The 19,920-nt window shown below is 68.1% G+C and carries 18 protein-coding genes and 1 pseudogene; 11 read left to right on the top strand and 8 right to left on the bottom strand.

Annotation, left to right across the window (positions count from 1 at the left end):
* The first annotated feature begins 92 nt into the window (after window positions 1-92).
* Complete coding sequence (locus tag CDN38_RS10195) at window positions 93-752, top strand: Rv0518 family GDSL lipase (protein WP_099318936.1); 660 nt, start codon at window positions 93-95, stop codon at window positions 750-752.
* A gap of 262 nt (window positions 753-1,014) precedes the next feature.
* Here CDN38_RS10195 and CDN38_RS10190 read toward each other — a convergent pair whose 3' ends face one another.
* Both CDN38_RS10190 and CDN38_RS10185 read right to left on the bottom strand, forming a co-directional pair.
* Entirely contained in the window at window positions 1,015-3,183 is a 2,169-nt protein-coding gene (locus CDN38_RS10190) for an acyltransferase family protein (protein WP_099318935.1), read from the bottom strand.
* Between the two features lie 10 nt (window positions 3,184-3,193).
* Entirely contained in the window at window positions 3,194-4,021 is an 828-nt protein-coding gene (locus CDN38_RS10185; RefSeq protein WP_075513311.1) for an alpha/beta hydrolase, read from the bottom strand.
* A gap of 352 nt (window positions 4,022-4,373) precedes the next feature.
* Between CDN38_RS10185 and CDN38_RS10180 the strand changes: the two genes are divergently transcribed.
* The 9 genes and pseudogenes from CDN38_RS10180 (at window position 4,374) to CDN38_RS10140 (ending at window position 15,348) form a co-directional block, all read left to right on the top strand.
* Window positions 4,374-5,516, top strand: coding sequence for an LLM class flavin-dependent oxidoreductase (locus CDN38_RS10180; protein ID WP_075513243.1), 1,143 nt, complete (start codon window positions 4,374-4,376; stop codon window positions 5,514-5,516).
* A gap of 212 nt (window positions 5,517-5,728) precedes the next feature.
* A pseudogene (locus tag CDN38_RS10175) lies at window positions 5,729-6,040 on the top strand (class I SAM-dependent methyltransferase); the annotation flags it as partial.
* Window positions 6,041-6,250: 210 nt separating this feature from the next.
* A complete protein-coding gene (locus CDN38_RS10170) occupies window positions 6,251-7,129 on the top strand; it encodes a universal stress protein (RefSeq protein ID WP_075513242.1) in 879 nt (292 codons plus the stop codon).
* A 149-nt stretch (window positions 7,130-7,278) separates the two neighbouring features.
* Window positions 7,279-9,984 (top strand): cation-transporting P-type ATPase, encoded by a 2,706-nt coding sequence (locus CDN38_RS10165; RefSeq protein WP_075513241.1) that lies wholly within the window; start codon window positions 7,279-7,281, stop codon window positions 9,982-9,984.
* Between the two features lie 70 nt (window positions 9,985-10,054).
* Complete coding sequence (locus CDN38_RS10160; RefSeq protein WP_099318934.1) at window positions 10,055-11,482, top strand: amino acid permease; 1,428 nt, start codon at window positions 10,055-10,057, stop codon at window positions 11,480-11,482.
* 11 nt (window positions 11,483-11,493) lie between these two features.
* Entirely contained in the window at window positions 11,494-12,402 is a 909-nt protein-coding gene (locus CDN38_RS10155) for an Rv1678 family membrane protein (RefSeq protein ID WP_075513309.1), read from the top strand.
* Entirely contained in the window at window positions 12,402-13,523 is a 1,122-nt protein-coding gene (gene fadE16 / locus CDN38_RS10150; RefSeq protein WP_075513240.1) for an Rv1679 family acyl-CoA dehydrogenase, read from the top strand. Before CDN38_RS10155 ends, fadE16 begins: the two co-directional genes overlap by 1 nt.
* Before the next feature lie 8 nt (window positions 13,524-13,531).
* Window positions 13,532-14,356 (top strand): Rv1680 family SBP-like protein, encoded by an 825-nt coding sequence (locus CDN38_RS10145; protein WP_075513239.1) that lies wholly within the window; start codon window positions 13,532-13,534, stop codon window positions 14,354-14,356.
* Entirely contained in the window at window positions 14,353-15,348 is a 996-nt protein-coding gene (locus tag CDN38_RS10140) for an Rv1681 family radical SAM protein (RefSeq protein ID WP_099319367.1), read from the top strand. The genes CDN38_RS10145 and CDN38_RS10140 overlap by 4 nt, the downstream gene beginning before the upstream one ends.
* Window positions 15,349-15,371: 23 nt before the next feature.
* Here the strand turns inward: CDN38_RS10140 and CDN38_RS10135 are convergent, their stop codons facing one another.
* Genes CDN38_RS10135 through CDN38_RS10125 form a run of 3 tightly spaced genes read right to left on the bottom strand, consistent with a single transcriptional unit; the run spans window position 15,372 to window position 17,865 of the window.
* Window positions 15,372-16,295 carry a ketopantoate reductase family protein gene (locus tag CDN38_RS10135; protein ID WP_075513237.1) on the bottom strand — a complete coding sequence of 308 codons (924 nt, stop codon included), beginning with the start codon at window positions 16,293-16,295 and terminating at the stop codon, window positions 15,372-15,374.
* A 10-nt stretch (window positions 16,296-16,305) separates the two neighbouring features.
* Window positions 16,306-17,460, bottom strand: a complete 1,155-nt coding sequence (locus CDN38_RS10130) for an enolase C-terminal domain-like protein (RefSeq protein ID WP_099318933.1) — start codon at window positions 17,458-17,460, stop codon at window positions 16,306-16,308.
* A 9-nt stretch (window positions 17,461-17,469) separates the two neighbouring features.
* A complete protein-coding gene (locus tag CDN38_RS10125; RefSeq protein WP_075513235.1) occupies window positions 17,470-17,865 on the bottom strand; it encodes a nitroreductase family deazaflavin-dependent oxidoreductase in 396 nt (131 codons plus the stop codon).
* Between the two features lie 102 nt (window positions 17,866-17,967).
* On the opposite strand from CDN38_RS10125, the gene CDN38_RS10120 reads away from it, so the two are divergent.
* On the top strand, window positions 17,968-18,261 hold the full coding sequence (locus CDN38_RS10120; RefSeq protein WP_075513234.1) for a DUF427 domain-containing protein: 294 nt from the start codon (window positions 17,968-17,970) through the stop codon (window positions 18,259-18,261).
* Here CDN38_RS10120 and CDN38_RS10115 read toward each other — a convergent pair.
* The 3 genes from CDN38_RS10115 to CDN38_RS10105 are packed head-to-tail and all read right to left on the bottom strand — an operon-like array spanning window position 18,258 to window position 19,679.
* Window positions 18,258-18,569 (bottom strand): glutaredoxin family protein, encoded by a 312-nt coding sequence (locus tag CDN38_RS10115; protein WP_099318932.1) that lies wholly within the window; start codon window positions 18,567-18,569, stop codon window positions 18,258-18,260. The genes CDN38_RS10120 and CDN38_RS10115 overlap by 4 nt on opposite strands.
* 4 nt (window positions 18,570-18,573) lie before the next feature.
* Window positions 18,574-19,143, bottom strand: coding sequence for a peroxiredoxin-like family protein (locus tag CDN38_RS10110; RefSeq protein ID WP_075513232.1), 570 nt, complete (start codon window positions 19,141-19,143; stop codon window positions 18,574-18,576).
* Window positions 19,144-19,187: 44 nt separating this feature from the next.
* Window positions 19,188-19,679: a YflT domain-containing protein gene (locus tag CDN38_RS10105; RefSeq protein WP_075513231.1), complete on the bottom strand. Its 492-nt coding sequence runs from the start codon at window positions 19,677-19,679 to the stop codon at window positions 19,188-19,190.
* Between the last annotated feature and the right edge of the window lie 241 nt (window positions 19,680-19,920).

Here is a 19,920-nt window from a genome sequence, read left to right as displayed (position 1 = left end):
CGGTTGCAGCGCGTCGACGGCGGGTTCGCCTAGATTCCCCGTACGATGACGACGCCGTATCCCAGCGGAGGTTGGTAGTGAGTCGGGTGGCCATGTTCATCGTTGGTCTGACTCTGATGGCCGGCGCAACCCCGGCAACCCCCGGCTACCGCCCGTTGACCATGGATTTCCGGCTCACCCACCTCGCGGTGATCGGTGACTCCTATACCGCCGGCACCGACGAGGGAGGCCTGGGCTCCACGTCGTGGACGGCGCGCGCCTGGCAGGCGCTGGCTCGGACCGGTGAGCGGATTGCCGCCGATGTGGCAGCCGAGGGCAGAGCCGGTTACGCGGTGTCCGGTGACCATGGCAGCGTGTTCGAGGATCTGACCGCCAGGGCCGTCAAGCCCGACGATGTGCTGGTGGTGTTCTTCGGCTCGCGCAACGATGAGGGCGTCGAGCCGCAGCTGCTGGCCGGAAAGGCCGGCGGGACTTTTGATCTGGCACGCCGCGTGGCGCCGTCGGCGAGGTTGCTGGTGATCGGGCCGCCGTGGCCCACCGCCGAGGTCCCCGATTCGGTGCTGCAGATTCGTGATGTGCTGAACGCCGCGGCGCACGCCGCGGGAGCAGCATTCGTCGATCCGATCGGCGACGGCTGGTTTGTGGACAGGCCCGAGTTGATCGGCGCTGACGGCGTGCACCCCACTGATGCCGGGCATCAATATCTGGCGGACAAGATCGCACCGCTCATTCGGGCGCAGTTACTTCGATGAGCGGGCTGATTTCGTCCAAACCGTCAGCCGCACAAGGTGTTGAGTGTCGCCGTTCAGTCTTCTGCGTGCCTTTCGTAGTCCCAACGCTCAAGGCGCGCTTGCAATTGCACAAGACCGAGCCCGGCGACTGGCGTGAGCGCCGTCATAAATATCACGATCAACGGACTCATCTCGAAACCTCCAAGACTCTTTCAGTGATAACACGTTCTGCGCGGTTATGTGGTTCATTCGCAAAGATATTCATCCGTGTCGTAAACCAACTTCACCCTGCGGCCAGGGCGCGATCGGCCAGCGCACCGATAACCGATGTCAGCAGCTGCGAGTACTCGGTCGTCACGTGGTTGTCGTCGCGGAACACCAGGGTGTTGCCCACGATCACCGGGCACCGGTCGGTGCCGCAGAAAAGGTCGGTCAGATCCGCATAGTGGCCGCCGGCGGCTGCGGTGGCCGCCTGCTCGGCGGCGATGCCGTCACCGTTGGCCGCCACCGACCGACGGGGCGCGCAGCCGCGGGCGTCGTCCAGATGCGCGGAAAGGCACGTCGGCACCGAAGACTGCGGATCGGCGACCGGGCCCAGCACCAGCACCGCCGAACCGTTGCTGCGCAGCTGGGCCACCGTCCGGAACAGCGCATCGATCCACGCCGGGTCGTAGGACGCGAAGCTGAAGTCCGCGTGGTAGCGGCGGCTCATGCCCAGCACCACCAGGCGCGGCCGCTCGGCCCGCAGCCGGTCGAGTATCTCGGCGCGCCACTGCTCGCACTCGGTGTACCTGCGGCCCAGGTACGGGCTGACGATCGGCAGGTCCAGCAGCGGGCAGGTCACTTTGGCCAACGTCTCCAGCCGCCAGTGCCGCTGCTCGGCGGCCTGCTGCAGAGCCGGGTCCCACATGGCGGCATGCGAGTCGCCGACCAGCGCGATGGTCGTCGCCGACGCGGTGTCGGCCGAAGCGCACTCGCGCTGACCGACGTCACGCCAGGACCGCAAACAGCCGTTGACGAAGACGGGGGCCTTGTCGCCGGGCGCCACAGCCAGCGGCGGGTTCAGATTCGTCGGCACCGCCCGCAGGTCCGCGGCGGCTGCGACGGCGTCGCGCACCTGGGCGAAGAGACTCCGGACTGCCGCCTCCTGCGGGCTCGGGGCGCTGGCGCTCGCGGCCGCCGACGGTAGCGCGGCAATCTTGGCCTCGGAGGCGGCCGCTCCGTGGCCGGCCGGCACCGGTATCGCGGTCAGCAGTACCGCGGATGCGCACGCCGCGACGCCACTGGCCGCACCGGCCAGTGCCAGGCTCGCCTTGGCGGATCGGCGGAACGCCGCGGCGAACCGGCCGGGATTTTCCACCAGATGCAGCGTGATCACCGCGAGCCCGACCGAGACGATGGTGGCCGCCAGCCTGGCCGGCAGTCCTGCGGAATCGCCGAGCAGCGGCGGCATCAGGAGCAGCACCGGCCAGTGCCAGAGGTACCACGAGTACGACACCCGACCGATCGCCCGCATGGCCGGGCGGCACAGCACCCGACCGACTCCCATCGCGCCGGTGACACAACCGCTGCCGATCACCAGCGCGGTGCCCAGCACCGGCAGCAGCGCCGCGGTGCCGGGATAGGGAGTGCCCGGGCCCAGCTGGGTGCAGGTCAGCAGGATCAGAGCCAGACCGCCCCAGCCGACGACGGCCGCGGGCGCCAGCGGCAGCCGCCGCCAATGACCGATCGAGAGGGCCACCAACCCGCCGACGGCCAGCTCCCAGGCGCGGGTGGGCAGCGAGAAGAACGCCCACGACGGCGACGTGCGAGTCCAGATCGCCGCCGCTGCCAGCGACGCCGCCGCCACCAAACCCAGGGCGCCGGCATACGGCATGGCCCGCGACCCGGTGCCGCGACCGACACGTCGGACCAGCCACCCGGTGCCGATGATCAGCGCCGGCCACACCAGGTAGAACTGTTCCTCGACGCCCAGTGACCAGTAGTGCTGGAAGGGCGACGGCGGCTGGTCGGCGGACAGGTAATCGGTGCCTTGCCCGGCGAACCGGTAGTTGCCGACATACAACGCGCTGGCAATGCCGTCGACGAAGACCCGTCGCGCTTGCAGGGGCGGCAGCAGAGCGGCGGCGCCGACCGCAGTGGCCACGCCGACGGTAGCCGCGGCGGGGAGCAGCCGACGCGCCCGCGCGGCGTAGAAGCGGCCCAGCCGGACGGTACGGGTGGTGGTCACCTCGCGCCACAGCAAGCCGGTGATGAGGAAGCCGGAGATGACGAAGAAGACGTCCACACCGATGTAGCCGCCGACAACGGCCGGGATGCCGGCGTGGTAGAGCACGACGGCGACCACGGCGACCGCGCGCAAGCCCTCGATGTCCGGGCGGAAACCGATCCCCCGATCGGGCCGCCCTGCTGAACGGAGCGGGCCGGCTGAGTCTTTCTGGGAAGCTGTCATCTGGCTTGCTTCAGGACGCCATCCAGGCCAGCTCGCCGGGCAGTTGTCCGCGCCAATACTCCGCGTCGTGCCCGCCGGCGGAGAAGCTGCCCGCCGGGGCCGTCTTCAGTTGGCTGACGAACTGACGCGTGGCGAAGTAGAACCGATCCCCGATGCCGCAGTCCACCCGCAACGGAATCTGGTTCAGCGCCGGCAGACCCATGACACTGTGGGCCACCCAGTCGTCGTAGCTGTCGAACGCGCCCGGTGCGCTGCCGGTGAACGAGGTGTACAAGGCCGGGCTGATCGCGCAGATTCCGGCCGTCCGCGCCGGGCCCAGCCGAGCACCCAGCAGCAGCGCGCCGTATCCACCCATGGACCAGCCCAGGAACCCCACCCGGGTGGTGTCCATCCCCATCGAGGCCAGTAGCGGCAGCAGCTCGTCGAGCACCATCGCGCCGGAGTCGGTGCCGGATGCCCTGCGGTGCCAGTAGGTGTTGCCGCCGTCGACACCGACCACCGCGAACGGCGGCTTGCCCGCCTTGACCAGTTGGGCCAACCCCTCTTCGACACCGAGGTCGAGCATCATGGCGGCGTTGCCGTCCTTGCCGTGCAGGGCGATGACCGGCCGCAACAACCTGGTCTGGCCCGGCGGCAGGGCGATCACCCAGTTCGTCTGGATACCGCCGCGGGCTGCCGAGATGAATGAGCCGGACAGCTTGGTCGGCAAGCTGCTGCCGGCGGCCGGCGGCTCGAACGGGGCGGGCGCCTGCGGTGGCGCCGCCTGGGGTTTGAGCGGATCCAGCAGGGCGCTCAGAGCCCACACGCCAGCGGCTCCTGCGCTGGCTCCAGCGCCCATCCGCAGCACCGCGCGACGGGTCAGGTCAGCCACGGGGCCATAATGCCGCCCCCACAGGGTTTTTCCCGGCGAGCCACGCCGGGTCGGTCGCCCAATCGTGACGCTGGACCGGGCCTGCGTGGATTCCCGGGGTCGTCACGCGGCAAATGCACACTCTTGCACCACCCGTCGCCCGGATTGGGGAGGTTTTCGCCCTTGGGCGGCGGTGGTGTGGCCTCAATCATGGAAAGCACCCGGTCGGGCAGCGGAGATGACCAGGGCAGCTCAAGGCGGCTCAATGTCAGCGACCCGCGCGGCCCGGCGTCGTTGGGCACGATCGGCCGTTGACCTTGGTAGCAGAAAGAGGACCCGGATGAGCCTGGCTTTTCATTGGTTTCTGCCGACGTACGGCGATTCACGCAATCTGGTTGCGGGTGGGCACGGTACCGCGATGCGTGGCGACCGGCCCGCGACGCTGAAATACCTGCACCAGATCTGTGCGGCCGCCGAAACCAACGGTTTCGAGGCGGTGCTTACCCCCACCGGGTTGTGGTGCGAGGACGCCTGGCTGACGACGGCGATGCTGGTCGAGCGCACCGAGACGCTGAAGTTTCTGGTCGCCCTGCGTCCCGGCCTGACCAGTCCCACCCTGGCCGCCCAGATGGCCAGCACCTTCCAACGCCAGTCCGGTGGCCGGCTGCTGCTCAACGTCGTCACCGGCGGTGAACCGCACGAGCAGCGCGCCTACGGGGACTTCTTGGACAAACAGTCGCGGTATGCCCGCACCGGCGAGTTCCTGCAGGTGGTGCGGCAACTGTGGAGTTCAAGTGAGCCGGTGACCTTCACCGGCGACCACATCCGTGTCGAAGGCGCGGCGCTGAACAACCGGCCCGACCCGGTTCCCGGGGTGTTCTTCGGCGGATCGTCGGGCCCCGCCGGGCCGGTCGCGGCGAAGTATTCCGACGTGTACCTCACCTGGGGCGAGCCGTTGGCGGCGGTCGGGCAGAAGCTGGACTGGATTGGCGGGCTGGCGGCCGAGCACGGCCGAACCCTGCAGTACGGCTTACGGATTCACGTGATCAGCCGGGACACCTCCGCGCAGGCGTGGGCGGAGGCCGATCGGCTGCTCGAAGGTATCGACCCGGCGGACGTCGCCCGGATGCAGGCCAACCTGGCGCGCAGCGAGTCGGAGGGACAGCGCCGCATGGTCGAGCTGCGCGGCGGCAACAACGACCGACTGGTGATCGCGCCCAACCTGTGGGCCGGGGTCGGCCTGGTGCGCGGCGGGGCGGGCACCGCGCTGGTCGGGTCCCATGACGAGGTCGCCGACCGGCTGGCCGAGTATGCGCAGTTGGGCATCACCCACTTCGTGCTGTCGGGATATCCGCACCTCGAAGAGGCCTACTGGTTCGGTGAAGGCGTGCTGCCGCTGCTCGAGCGCAGGGGGCTGTGGACGCGCCCCGACGGTCAGTCGCCACCGGCCCCGGTGCCGTTGGCGGTTGTCTCGGCGCATTAGCCGGTCTCCGATTGCCTTGCCCGCCACGATATTTGGCGGGCCAACCGGCACACGGTCAGCGCGCTGACCCGCGATCGGCAGCGGCATCCCCAGGTCACCTTGTTGTAGACGATTGCGTTCATTACACAGGTTGGCTATGGAGGGATTTTAGTGAACGCAACCGTATACAAAGTGGACGTGCGTTCCCCCGTCGACAAGGAAGCGAGAATCCCATGACAACCGAGGCCAACGTTGCCGGTTTCGAGCCGTTGTACGGCGACGCGGAACTGACCGACGGATTGCTCCCGTGGGACATCGGCGGCCCGCAGCCGGTCGTCGAGCAACTGGTCGCCTTTGGCGGCATCCGCGGCGAGGTGCTCGACCCGGGCACGGGTCCCGGATTCCACGCGATTCACTATGCTTCACAAGGGTTTTCGGTGACCGGGATTGACGGATCGCCCTCGGCCATCGAGCGAGCCAGGCGCAATGCGGAACGCGCCGGCGTCACAGTCGACTTCCAGGTGGCCGACGCCACCCAGCTGAACGTGCTGCAGCCGCTGCTGCAGGACCACCGGGTGCACATTGTCGCCAAACCCTCATGAGTCCAACGGTTTTCGTGTCACCGCCGGCCAGGACGAGGTGCGCCGACGGCCGCTGCGTGACCGACGTGTGACCGGCGACCACACGATTAGGGACCAACGCCTCCTGACACCGGGGCCGACGTCTGCCTAACGTCGTGGCGAGGAGGTGCACCGGTGCCGGTGGATGCGATTGTGGGATACGACGGTTCGCCGGGGGCAAGTGCCGCGATAGCTGCTGGTGCATTGTTGTTTCCCGGGGCGCACGGGTGGATCACCTATCTGTGGGTTCCGCCGTTCGCCAGTGACAAGGTGCGCCGGCGGCTGCGCCCCATGGCTCGTGACGCGAACGAGCTGGCTGAAATGGTCGAGCGCGAGGGTGAGTGCGAGGCCCAGCGAATAGTCGGGATGGGCGTGACGCTGGCTCGCGCCGCCGGGTGGCATGCCGAGCCGCTGCTGAAGCGGACCTGGGGTCCGGAGGGGCTGCGAATCGCGCAAGCGGTCGAGGATGTGCAGGCGGACCTGGTGGTTGTCGGGGCTCGCGGGCTCGGAGGGACCCAAGCGGTGCTGGGCAGCGTATCCGACATGGTGCTGAATTACTGCCCCAAGCCGGTGGTCGTGGTGCCGCATCCGATGCTGTCGGCCGAGTACGAAGCGCTCGCCGACGGGCCGATCCTCGTCGGCTGGGACGGCTCGAGCGGTGCCGCTACGGCGTTGGCCGCGGCCAAGCGGCTGTGCCCGCAGCGAGATGTGTTGCTGATATCAGTCGGCGATGGCCCAGCGCCCGCACCGCCGGTCGATTCCTCGGGAGCGGCAGCCGCAGACGTTCTCCGGTTGACTGTCAACCGCGGTCACGGGTTCCGCGCTCGTGCCGTCTCGGAAGCACTGGTGGCGGCCGCCGACGACCACGGTGCGGCTCTGGTGGTGGTCGGCTCCCGGGGATGTTCCGGTGCGCGGGACGTGGTGCTGGGCAGCGTAGCCGTGGGAACCGTGCACCACTCCCATCGACCGGTGATGGTCGTCCCGGGCGGGTGGGAGGTCGCCTCCGTATCATGATCGGCCGGCCCGGCCCGTCGGCGGTTCGGCGGCCAGCGTCGGCAATGTGAAACGAACACGTGGTTGGTCAGTGCGCAAGGGGCGCAAGGGTCGCAAGGGTCGCGCAAGGGTCGCGCAAGGGTCGCAAGGGGTAGCAAGGGGTGAGGTGAGTGCCGGAATCCGCGGCTCATCACGGTTTGGCAGCGCACGAAGTGGTGCTGCTGTTGGAGACCGATCCGCACCGCGGGCTGTCCTGCGGCGAAGCGGCGGAGCGATTAGAACGCTTTGGACCCAACAGCTTGCCGGTGGCTGCGCGGGGCGGCTTGTTGGTGCGCATTCTGCGGCAGTTTCACCATCCGCTCATCTACGTTCTGCTCGCGGCGGGGCTGATTACCGCGGGACTGCGGGAATACGTCGATTCCGCGGTGATCTTCGGCGTGGTTGTCGTCAATGCCATCGTGGGTTTCATCCAAGAATCCAAGGCCGAGGCCGCGCTGGAGGGATTGCGGTCGATGGTGCGCACCCAAGCCAAGGTGGTTCGTGGCGGCCACGAGCACACCGTGGCGTCGGAGGACCTGGTTCCCGGGGACCTGGTGCTGCTGGAGAGCGGCGACAAAGTGCCGGCCGACCTGCGGCTGGTAAGGGTAACCGAACTGCACGTCAACGAATCAGCGCTCACCGGAGAGTCGGTGCCGGTCCACAAGGACGCGGTCGCACTACCGGAGGCCACTCCGGTCGCGGATCGCTGCAATATGGTCTACTCCGGCACCCTGGTGACCGCCGGCCGCGGCGCCGGCATCGCCGTCGCGACCGGCGCCGAAACGGAACTGGGTGAAATTCATCGGCTGGTCGGTGCCGCGGAAACCCTGATGACGCCGCTGACCGCGAAGCTCGCCTGGTTCAGCAAGGTCCTGACCATCGCCATCCTCGCACTGGCGGCGGCCACCTTCGCCGCGGGATTGCTGCGCCGCCAGGATGCCGTCGAAACCTTCACCGCCGCAATCGCCCTCGCGGTCGGGGCCATCCCCGAAGGCCTGCCGGCCGCCGTCACCATCACGCTGGCTATCGGTGTGGCCCGAATGGCCAAGCGCCGCGCGGTGATTCGCCGGCTGCCGGCGGTGGAGACGCTGGGTAGCACCACCGTCATCTGCAGCGACAAGACCGGAACGCTGACCGAGAACCAGATGACCGTCCAGGCGATCTGGACTCCCGACGGCATGGTCGAGGTGACCGGCACTGGCTATGCGCCCGACGGTGTCCTGCAAGACCCGGACGGCGCACCTGTGTCGGTGGATGCCCATGCGGCACTGCGCTGGTCACTGATCGCCGGTGCGCGCTGCAACGACGCGGCGCTCAGCCACGACGATGGGCACTGGAGCGTTATCGGTGACCCGACCGAGGGCGCGATGCTGGTCGCTGCCGCCAAGGCTGGTCTCAATGTGGAGCGCGTCGCCGCGGGCATGCCGCGGGTGGCGGCCATCCCGTTCAGCTCCGAGCGCCAGTACATGGCCACCCTGCATCGTGACGGTGTTGACCACGTGGTGCTGGCCAAGGGCGCGGTGGAGCGGATGCTCGAGTTGAGCAGCACGCAGCTGGGCGCCGACGGCGCGTTGAGTCCGCTGGACCGCGCGATGGTGTTGCGGGCCGCCGACCAACTCAGTGCCCGGGGTCTACGGGTACTGGCCACCGCCGTCCGCGCCGGAAGCGACCCCGGCGAGTTCGACGACGATGCGCTACCGGGCACGCTGGCGTTCACCGGGCTGCAGGCAATGCTTGACCCTCCCCGGGCCGCGGCCTCATCCGCCGTGGCGGCCTGTCACACCGCCGGTATCGCGGTCAAGATGATCACCGGTGACCATGCCGGTACCGCCACCGCGATCGCGGCCAAGGTCGGATTGCTCGACGACGAAGAACCGACGGCAGGCGCGGTGCTCACCGGTGCTGAGTTGGCTGCGCTGAGTAGCGACGAGTATCCCGACGCCGTGGACCGGGCCAAGCTGTTCGCCAGGGTCTCGCCGGAGCAGAAGCTGCGGCTGGTGCAGGCGTTGCAGGCCAGGGGTCATGTGGTTGCCATGACCGGCGACGGCGTCAACGACGCACCGGCCTTGCGGCAGGCCAACATCGGCGTTGCGATGGGCCTCGGCGGCACCGAGGTCGCCAAGGACGCCGCCGACATGGTGTTGACCGACGACGACTTCGCCACCATCGAGGCCGCGGTCGAAGAGGGCCGCGGGGTCTTCGACAATCTGACGAAGTTCATCACCTGGACGCTGCCCACCAACATCGGGGAGGGACTGGTGATCCTGGTTGCGATCGCAGCCGGCGCCACCCTGCCGATACTGCCGACCCAGATTCTGTGGATCAACATGACCACCGCGATCGCGCTCGGCCTGATGCTCGCGTTCGAGCCCAAGGAAGCCGGCATCATGGCTCGTCCGCCGCGCGATCCCGACCAGCCGCTGCTGACCCGCGGGCTGGTGGCGCGGATTCTGCTCGTCGCCACCATGCTGGTCGCCACTGCCTGGTGGCTGTTCGAATGGGAAATCGGCAAAGGCGCCAGCGTCGAAGCAGCCCGGACCGCGGCGCTGAACCTCTTTGTGGTGGTTGAGGCCTTTTACCTGTTCAGCTGCCGGTCGCTGACCCACTCGGCCTTGCGGATCGGCGTCTTCTCCAACCGCTGGATCATCGTGGGCGTGACCGTACAGGCCGTCGCTCAACTTGCGATCACCTATCTTCCCGCGATGAACACGGTGTTCGGTACGGCACCGATCGGGGCGCCCGCCTGGATGCGGATCTTTGCCGTCGCCACGGTTGTCACCCTCGTCGTGGCCGCCGACAAGCTGCTGCGCAGGGGCCGCGGCGCGCACCGCACATGAGAACACGATTGCTCACGAGGCGCCGTGCCAACTGGCGGCGGTCGCTGACAACTACTGCTAGCGTCCGGTAATGCGGCGGACGCAGAACCGAGCGCATCGGGTGGCTCGCACGGATATCGAGAGCGGGCCGGCCCGCCCGGCTTCGAGTACCACTTCCCAACTGCGCCAAGGACTGTCGCAGCGTCAGCTGAACATGATCGCGCTCGGCGGGGTGATCGGCGCCGGCTTGTTCGTCGGCTCCGGCGTGGTGATCCAGGCGACCGGGCCCGCGGCGTTCCTGACCTACGCCATGTGCGGGGTGCTGATCGTGCTGGTGATGCGGATGCTCGGGGAGATGGCCACCGCGAACCCGTCCACCGGGTCGTTCGCCGACTACGCCGCCACCGCCCTGGGGGGCTGGGCCGGGTTTTCGGTGGGCTGGCTGTATTGGTACTTCTGGGTGATCGTCGTCGGGTTCGAGGCAGTGGCCGGCGGTAAAGTCCTCAACTACTGGTTTCCTGCGCCGCTGTGGCTGTTGTCGCTGTGCCTGATGGTGCTGATGACCGCGACCAACCTGTTCTCGGTGTCGTCCTTCGGGGAGTTCGAATTCTGGTTCGCCGGAATCAAAGTCGCGACCATCGTGATCTTTCTCGGGGTCGGCACGGTGTTCGCGCTCGGCTTCCTGCCGGGCCACGGCATGGATTTCGCCAACCTCAGCGCGCATGGCGGGTTTTTTCCCAAGGGTGTCGGCGCCGTATTCGCGGCCATCGTGGTGGTGATCTTTTCCATGGTCGGCGCCGAGGTGGTCACCATCGCCGCCGCCGAAAGCCGGGATCCGCAGCGCGCGGTACAACGAGCGACCAACTCGGTGGTCGCGCGGATCGCGATCTTCTTCGTCGGCTCGGTTTTCCTGGTGGTCGTGATATTACCTTGGAATTCAGTGGAACTCGGCGCCTCGCCGTATGTCGCCGCCCTCAAGCACATGGGACTTGCGGGCGCGGACCAGCTCATGAACGCGGTGGTGCTCACCGCGGTGCTGTCCTGCCTCAACTCCGGCCTGTATACCGCGTCGCGGATGCTGTTCGTGCTTGCTGACCGGCGCGAGGCGCCGGCACGGCTGGTCAGGGTCAGCCGGCGCGGGGTACCGCACCTCGCCATCCTGTGCTCGTCGGCAGTGGGGTTCGGTGGCGTCGTCATGGCGTGGCTCGCGCCCGGCACGGTGTTCCTCTTCCTGCTCAACTCCTCGGGTGCGGTGATCTTGTTCGTCTACCTGCTCATTGCGCTGTCGCAAATTGTGCTGCGTAGCCGCACATCCGCCGAGAAGCTGAGGGTGAAGATGTGGTTCTTCCCGGCGCTGTCGATTCTCACGGCCGCCGGAATCCTCGCCGTGCTGGTGCAAATGGCGTTCGACCGCACCGCGCGCACCCAGCTGTGGCTCAGCCTGCTGTCCTGGTTGGTGGTGGTCGCGGTGTACTTCGTCGCAAGGGTGGCGACGCGCAGACCCTTGCGCCGCGTGTGATACTGCATCGCATGAGGACGGCAGGCGTGCGTCGCGGAACCGATTTCTTGTTTTCACCCGCAGCGCCGCCGCCGACCGGCGGCCTGGTCGCTCTGGCCGGTCTGCGGCTGCTTGCCGGGTTGATCTGGCTCTACAACGTGGTCTGGAAGCTGCCGCCGGACTTCGGGCAGCGCAGCAACAGCGGGCTGTATCACTTCACCCATCTGGCGATCGAACATCCGGTGTTCACACCGTTCAGCTGGGCCGTCGAGCACCTGGTGCTGCCGTACTTCACCGCCTTCGGTTGGGCGGTGCTGGTCGCCGAGTCCGCGCTGGCGGTGTTGCTGCTGACCGGGACTGCGGTGCGGCTGGCCGCCCTGATCGGCATCGGACAGTCACTAGCGATCGGCCTCTCGGTCGCCGAGTCGCCCGGGGAATGGCCGTGGGCGTACACGATGCTGCTCGGGATCCACGTCGTCTTGCTGTTCGTGGCGTCGACCCGGTACGCCGCCGTCGACGCGGTGCGCGCCGCGACCACGCCATCGGCGGTCGTGTTGAGAGCGCAGCGGTTGCTGGCTGGTTGGGCAACCGTGCTGTTGCTGATCGGGCTGATCGCCGTGTGGCGCGGTCTTGCCGGCCATTGGCCCGCTTACGTCGGCATACGACCGCTTGAATTCTCACTCGGCGAATACAACCTGCGCGGAGCCGTGGTGCTGATCGCGGTCGCACTGGCGATGCTGGCAGCGGCTAAGCTCGGCCAGCGCCTCATCACCATCGCGGCCGCCGCGGTGGCAGCGCTGGCCGCAGCCTCCATCTACGTCCAGGTAGCCGGGACTTCGGTGTGGCTCGGTGGAACCAACACCACCGCAGTGGTTTTCGTCTGCGCGGCGGTGGTGAGTATGGCAACCGGGCCGAAATTGGGACGGACGAAAGGGGCGTGATGACCGCACCGGGGGTTGTGCCGGAAGTCGTTGCCGTCGCCGCTGAGCATGCCGAGCGAGTGGACGCCGACTGTTCCTTTCCGGTGGAGTCGGTGGATGCCCTGCGGGCCAGCGGCCTCCTTGGTCTGGTGCTACCAGCCGATGTCGGTGGAATGGCTGCCAGCCCAAGGCAATTCACCCAGGTAGTGGCGCAGCTGTCGGCTGCCTGCGGATCGACCGCCATGATCTATCTGATGCATGTGGCCGCGGCCGTCGCCGTCGCCGCAGCGCCCCCGCCCGGCTTGCCGGATCTGTTGGCGGACATGGCTTCCGGGAAAAGACTGGGCACGTTGGCGTTCAGCGAGAAGGGCTCTCGGTCCCACTTCTGGGCGCCGGTGTCCACCTCGACGGTCGACGGGGACGACGTCGTCGTGCGGGCCGATAAAAGCTGGGTGACGTCCGCGGGGTTCGCCGACGTCTACGTCGTCTCCACCGGTTCGGTCAGCGGCGTCGCCGGAGACGTCGATCTCTACGCTGTTCCGGCGGACACCCCGGGCCTGCGGGTGACCGGCACCTTCACCGGTATGGGTCTGCGCGGCAATGCCTCGGCGCCGATGTCGGTCGACATTCGCGTCCCGAGTTCCTATCGCGTGGGCCCGCCGGGCGGCGGGTTCGGCATGATGATGCAAACGGTCCTGCCGTGGTTCAACCTCGGAAATGCGGCCGTGTCCCTGGGTTTGGCGACCGCGGCCACCAGCGCTGCGGTCAAGCACGTGACCAGCGCCCGGCTGGAACACCTCGGCGGCAGCTTGGCCGAGCTGCCGACGATCCGCGCCCAGATCGCCCGGATGGGCACCGGGCTGGCGGCGCAGGAGGCGTATCTGGCGCAGGTCGCCGACCGGGTGAGTTCACCCGACGGCACCACACTGACGCATGTGCTGGGAGTCAAAGCGTCGGTCAACGACGCCGCGCTGACCATCACCGAGTCGGCGATGCGGGTGTGTGGCGGTGCCGCGTTCTCCAAGCATCTGCCTATCGAACGGGCGTTCCGCGACGCTCGCGCCGGGGCGGTGATGGCACCGACCGCCGACGCGCTGTACGACTTCTACGGCCGGGCCGTCACCGGGCTGCCGCTGTTCTAGGGAGGGATATGTCAGCCGAACCGCTGGTTGTCGGGGCTGTGGCATACACGCCCAATGTGGTCCCGATCTGGGAGGGCATCCGAAGTTACTTTCGGGACTCTCAAAACCCGGACACCGAAATGGATTTCGTGCTCTACTCCAACTACGGGCGGTTGGTCGACTCGCTGATCGCCGGCCACATCGACATCGCCTGGAACACCAACCTCGCCTATGTGCGCACCGTGCTGCAAACGGGCGGGCACTGCACCGCGCTGGCCCAGCGGGACACCGACGTGGACTACACCACCGTCTTCGTGGCGCGCGCCGGAGGTGGAGTGCACGGCGCGGGCGACATTGCCGGAAAACGTCTTGCGCTCGGGTCCGCCGACTCCGCGCACGCGGCGATCCTGCCGCTGTATTACCTACGGCGCGCCGGCATCGCCGAGACGGACTTGCACGTCACCCGATTCAACACCGACATCGGCAAACACGGCGACACCGGCCGCAGCGAGCTGGACGCGGTGGACGCCGTGCTGGCCGGGGAGGCCGACGTGGCGGCCATCGGCAGCTCGACGTGGGCGGCTATGGGTGCCGCGGAGCTGATGGGGGAATCGCTGACCGAAGTGTGGCGCACCGACGGCTACTGCCACTGCATGTTCACCGCGTTGGACACCTTGGCCGCCGAGCGGTACCGACCATGGCTGGACCGGTTGCTGGCGATGAGCTGGGATAACCCCGAGCACCGAAAGATATTGGAACTCGAGGGGTTACGCCGCTGGGTGCCGCCGCACCTGGACGGATACCAGCCGTTGTTCGAGGCCGTCAAGGAGCAGGGTATCGACCCGCGATGGTGATCCTGCACTTGATGCGCCAGGTGGGCGGGCTTGCGCAGGGCGCCACCGCCGAAGTTGCCGTCAGCAGTCACCGCGACCGAGAGCTCGCCGAAAAGTGGTGCGCCCGAACCGGAAACACTCTGGTTCGCGCGGACCTGGACGAGGCGGGAGCCGGTACGGTGATAGTGCGGCGCGGTCATCCACCCGATCCCGCCGAGGTGCTGGGCGCCGACCGGCTGCCCGGGGTCCGGCTGTGGCTCTACACCAACTTTCACTGCAATCTGTCCTGCGACTACTGCTGTGTCTCGTCGTCGCCGCAGGCCCCGCACCGCGAACTCGGAGCCGAGCGCATCGGCCGCATTGTCGGTGAAGCCGCACGGTGGGGGGTGCGGGAATTGTTCCTCACCGGCGGTGAGCCGTTCCTGCTGCCCGACATCGCCACGATCATCTCGGCCTGTGTGCAGACGCTGCCCACCACCGTCCTCACCAACGCGATGGTGTTCAAAGGCCGGGCGCGCCGGGCGCTGGAATCCCTGCCCCGGGATGGGCTCGCCCTGCAGATCAGCCTGGACTCGGCCACGCCGGACCTGCACGACGCGCACCGCGGCGCCGGTTCGTGGGAAAAGGCGGTCGCCGGAATCCGTTTCGCGTTGTCGCTGGGCTTCCGGGTGCGGGTGGCCGCGACGGTCGCCGCCCCCGCACCCGGCGAACTGGCCGCTTTTCACGAGTTCCTCGACACAATCGGCATCGCAGCCGAGGATCAGCTGGTGCGGCCGATCGCCTTGGAAGGCGTTGCGTCCGAAGGGTTGTCGCTGCGCCGCGAATCGCTGGTTCCGGAGGTGACGGTCACCGCCGATGGCGTGTACTGGCATCCGGTGGCCGCCACCGACGAGCGGGCCCTGGTGTCGCGGACCATCGAACCGCTGACCCCGGCACTGGACGCGGTAAGCCGGCTATTCGCCGAGCAGTGGGCGCAGGCCGCCCAGGCGGCCGCGCTGTTCCCGTGCGCGTAGTCGCTGGGACGCTACGTAGCGAATCAGGGGCCGCCCCATTGCCTTTCCACCGACTTGGCCACCGCCGTCAAGGTCTCATTCACCGGCGCAGCCACCCCGACGCGGGCGCCGTACCGCGGGACCGCGCCGTTGATGACGTCGATCTCGCTGACCCGGCGCGCTTCGTGGTCTAGCAGCGCCGACGGCTTGGCGTCGGGCATCGCGGCGCCGAAGGCCCGGACATGAGCGACCGGGTCGGTGACGGCCACCGCGATACCCGATGCCCGCGCCACCTCCCACGCCTCGGTCGCGGCCGCGCGGCTGACCGGGCCCATTTCGGCGTCGTCCAGCACTTGGCCGACGGTCATCCCGGTCAATGCGCAGGGCGCGCTGTAGGCCACGTTGCAGATCAGCTTCTCCCATTGCATGGCGGCGATGTCGGTGACCGCGGCGGCGTCGAAGCCGGCTTCGGTCCAGACCCGCGCGATCGCCTGGACCGTCGCAAAAGGCAGCGACGAATACGCGCCGAAACGCATGGCGCGCATGGCGTTGTGGTGCACGTGTCCGGGCGCGATCCGCGCCCCACCGAACCCGCTTGCGATCCCGACCGCGACCCGCCGGTCCCCGACGATGTCGGCGACGGTCTCCGCCGACCCCAGACCGTTCTGGATGGTCAGGACCGGGGTATCGGCGCCCAGCATCGCAAGAGCTTCCCGCGCAGCGGTTCGCACGTCGGCGGCCTTGACCGCCAGCACGATCAGGTCCATCGCCTCGGCCGGTGCCGTGGTGGCGGCCCGCAGCGGCACCAGGTGCTCGTAGCCGGGCCCGGTGACCCGCAGCCCGTGCCGGACGATCTGCTCGACGCCGGCCTGCTGCTGATCGATGACCATGACGTCGTTGCCCGCGGCGGCCAGCTTGGCGGCGTAGATAGAACCCATTGCGCCGCAACCTATTATCGCGATTTTCATCCGGGTGCTCCTACGCCGTCAGCTCGGTGATCAGTTCGGCAAGACCGGGTTTCTGCTCGAGCCCGAAGCCCGGCGTGTCCGTCGGCGAGATCCGGCCCTCGGTTACCGCGCACCCGTCGGGATATCCGCCGAAGGGCTGGAACACTCCCTGGTAGGACTCGCAGCCGCCCAGTCCCAGGGCCGCCGCGATGTGCAGGTTGATCAGGTGGCCGCCGTGGGGGAAGGCGAACCGGCGATCGAAGCCGTGCGCCTCGATCACCTCGAGCATCCGGGCATACTCGCCCAGCCCGTAGCTCAGACCGGCATCCATCTGGAAGACGTCGCGGCCCGACCGCATGCCGCCGTAGCGGACCAGGTTGGTCACATCGGGCACCGAGAACAGGTTTTCCCCGGTGGCTACCGCGCCGTTGTAGCAGGAGGTCACCTCGCGGTTCAGCTCGAAATCGAGTGGATCACCGGGCTCTTCGAACCAGCGCAGGCCGTACGGCGCCAGCGCGGTGGCCCACTGTGTCGCGGTACTGCGGTCGAATCTGCCGTTCGCGTCGACGGCGACCCGCCCGGCGCCGACGACGTCGATCACCGCCTCGATGCGGGCGAGGTCGTCGGCCAACGCGGCGCCGCCGATCTTCATCTTGACCGCGGTGTAGCCCTGGTCGAGATAGCCGCGCATCTCGTCGCGCAACTCGGCCAGGCCGCGCCCCAAGTGGTAGTAGCCGCCGGCGGCATACACCTCGACCGCGTGCGCCGGTGTTCGCCCGAAGTGACGTGCGATGGTCGCGTAGGCGGGTTCGTCGTCGAGTTTGGCGTTGAGGTCCCAGCACGCCAGTTCCAGGGCGGCGGCCGCGGCCGCCCGATCACCGTGCCCGCCGGGTTTCTCGTCGGCCAGGGCGCATGCCAAGACGGCGGCCGGGTCGATTTGCCCGGCACGAATCAGGTCGTCCGGCGCCGCGGACAGGACGCGAGGGATCATCCGGTCGCGCAGGATCCCGCTCTGGGCGAATCGTCCGATCGAGTCGAAAGCCACTCCGGTCACCGGTTTTCCGTTCCGGACGACATCGCTGACCACCGCCACCAGTGAGACCGTGTGCTGTGCGAAGTTGACGACCGCGTTGGCCGGACTGCCGTATAGTGCGACCGGTCGCTCCCGGATCGCGGTGACCCGCATCTCCCGGTCTCAGGAGGTCCGGGTAAACAGCACCGCGGTCTCGAACGGCAGCCGCGCGAAAATCGGCCGCCAGCCGGCAGTGACCTGCGGCGCCGCCTCGGCCATGCTCACCACCCGCGGATCGGTGATGCCGAAAGTCCTGGCGCGCCGCCGCATTCGCCCGCCACCGGCCGCCCTGAGGTTCTTCAGCCAGTCCCGGTCCGGGCCGTAGGTCAGCACAACAGCCACCGCGGGTTTGCCGTCGACGGTCGCCTCGAAGGCGTTGACCGGGGTGCGGTACGGCTTGCCCGATCGTCGTCCGACATGCTCGATGGTCGCGAACGGAGGTAGCCAGCCGGCCCACATCCGCTGAATCGGGTTGGTGACATGGCGGTTGAACCGGGCGAGCCGTTGCGGAAGTTGCATGCCACTATCCAACTCATGTGCGGGGCCACATCTCAAGGCGGGCAATCGGTCGCGCCGGCTCCGGAAACCGTGCACTATCGAAGCCGACAGGGAGGTGGGCGAATGATTCGCGCCGTGTGGAACGGGACCGTGCTCGCGGAAGTGCCGCAGACCGTCACAGTGGAGGGCAATCACTACTTCCCGCCGGAATCGGTGCACCGCGAGTATTTGATCGACAGCCCCACCACGTCGATCTGCCCGTGGAAGGGGGTGGCCAACTACTACACCGTCGTGGTGGACGGCCAGACCAACCCCGATGCCGCCTGGTATTACCCGGACCCCAGCCCGCGGGCCAGTGACATCAAGAACCACGTGGCGTTCTGGCGGGGCGTGAGCATCGAGGGCGAGCCGGGCTAACGGCTTGGACTCCGGAAGATGGTTCGCCAACGGGCGGCCGCGGCCGCCTGGTCGAGAAGCTCCGGAGCCCGGCTGCGGACGGCGGCGATGACCTGACCGGCCGTCGGGTTGACCATGGCGATATCGCCGACGACGACGGTGGGCACGGTCTCGTTGCCGTCGGCAATGGAGCGGACCACCGCGGCCGCCTCCGGATCGGTCCAGATGTTCACCTCCCGGGTGGGCAGCCGGCGCCGCCGTAGCGCCCTGCGCAGCCGCCAACAGAACGGGCAGCCCGGACGCCAGTACACCACCACTTCGCTGGCCATGCCGTTACCCCAGTGACCGATCGATACTCAGCAGCTCGTCTACCGACCATTGGTCGTCGGCGTGACGCCCGTAATGCACCGCGACCAGGCTGCCGTCCGGATCGATGAGAAAGTCCGCGGGCAGCCCCAAATGCGTTGTGCCGTCGGTAGATCCGACGCCGGCGTAGGCCGGGTCACGGCGGTGCCGGCGCGCGGCGCGGTAGCCGCGGACAGCTGCTGACCAAGCGCGGGGACTGGCCAGGGAGCGCCAGCTCCGCTCCACCCCGAACCGGCGGTAGTGCACCTTGTCGGGGTCGGCGACCACGGCGAACGGCAGCACGGTCTGATATCCGCGCAGCGCGTCGGCCGGCGAGTGAAAGAACACCACTTCGGTGATGCCGGCGTCGCTGAGCTGCTGGTGGCGGTCGGCGAAGCTGTGCAGATGCAGACTGCAGATCGGGCACCCGGCAAACCGGCGAAACTGCAGATGGGTACGCCCGCGGGGTGCCGGCACCGCCACGGGCTGGCCGGTGATGGTTTCCAGCTCTTGTGCGGGAATCGTCGCGCCCGTCGACAGCCGGCCGGGATTCCTCATAGAGGTAGTACACCGCGCCGACGCGGCTCTGCCAACCTCAGGCTTCAGCGAGCCGCGCTCTGCGCTGCCGGCAGAAAGCGTGCGGCGTGGTCGGCGTACTCGGCGGTGACATAGACGTGGTAACGGCGCGCCAGCAGGGTCTGCTCGCTGGTGAAGTCCCGCTTCCCACCCGTCGACGCGTGTGCCGCGAAGCCGAAGATAGCGCCCCAGAGTGCGCCGAAGGCAATCGGCAGCAACAGCACCCATACCCACAGCCATAACGGGCCGACGGCAAAGAGCAAGAACAGCAGACCGATCAGCGCACCGATCCAGGCGCCACTGGCCGCACCCGCGAGCGCGGCCTTGCCCTTGGTCATGCGGCCGGTGACTCGTTCGACGGTGCGCAGGCCGTCGCCGACGATGCGAACGTGCTCGACGGGGAATCCGCCGTCGGACATGCGATCGACCAGCTCCTGAGCCGCGTCGTAACTGTCAAACGATGCGACCAGCCGTTGTCCGGTGCTCGATGTCGTGCGTTCCCCGGCGGGGTCGGTCATGAGTCTCATCCCTCTCGAATGCTTCACTGTCTGTCGTCACAGGGTTACCCCGTGCCGGGTGGTCGTATGCACGCTGCGCCGAATCCGGATGAAATGCCATCGTTTTTCGACCTTGGGCTACTGCTGGCTGGGACACGCCTCGATGGGCACCCGCACGGTCAGGCCGCCGTAGTTGTCGAACACAGTCGAATACAAGGGTCACATCCACCGACGTACCCGGCCTGGCGGATTCCCGCAGGCC

Source organism: Mycobacterium ostraviense, assembly GCF_002705925.1.
GTDB lineage: Bacteria > Actinomycetota > Actinomycetes > Mycobacteriales > Mycobacteriaceae > Mycobacterium > Mycobacterium ostraviense.
The sequence above is the reverse complement of the archived record's forward strand: the minus strand, read 5'-3'. Positions and strand labels throughout refer to the sequence as shown.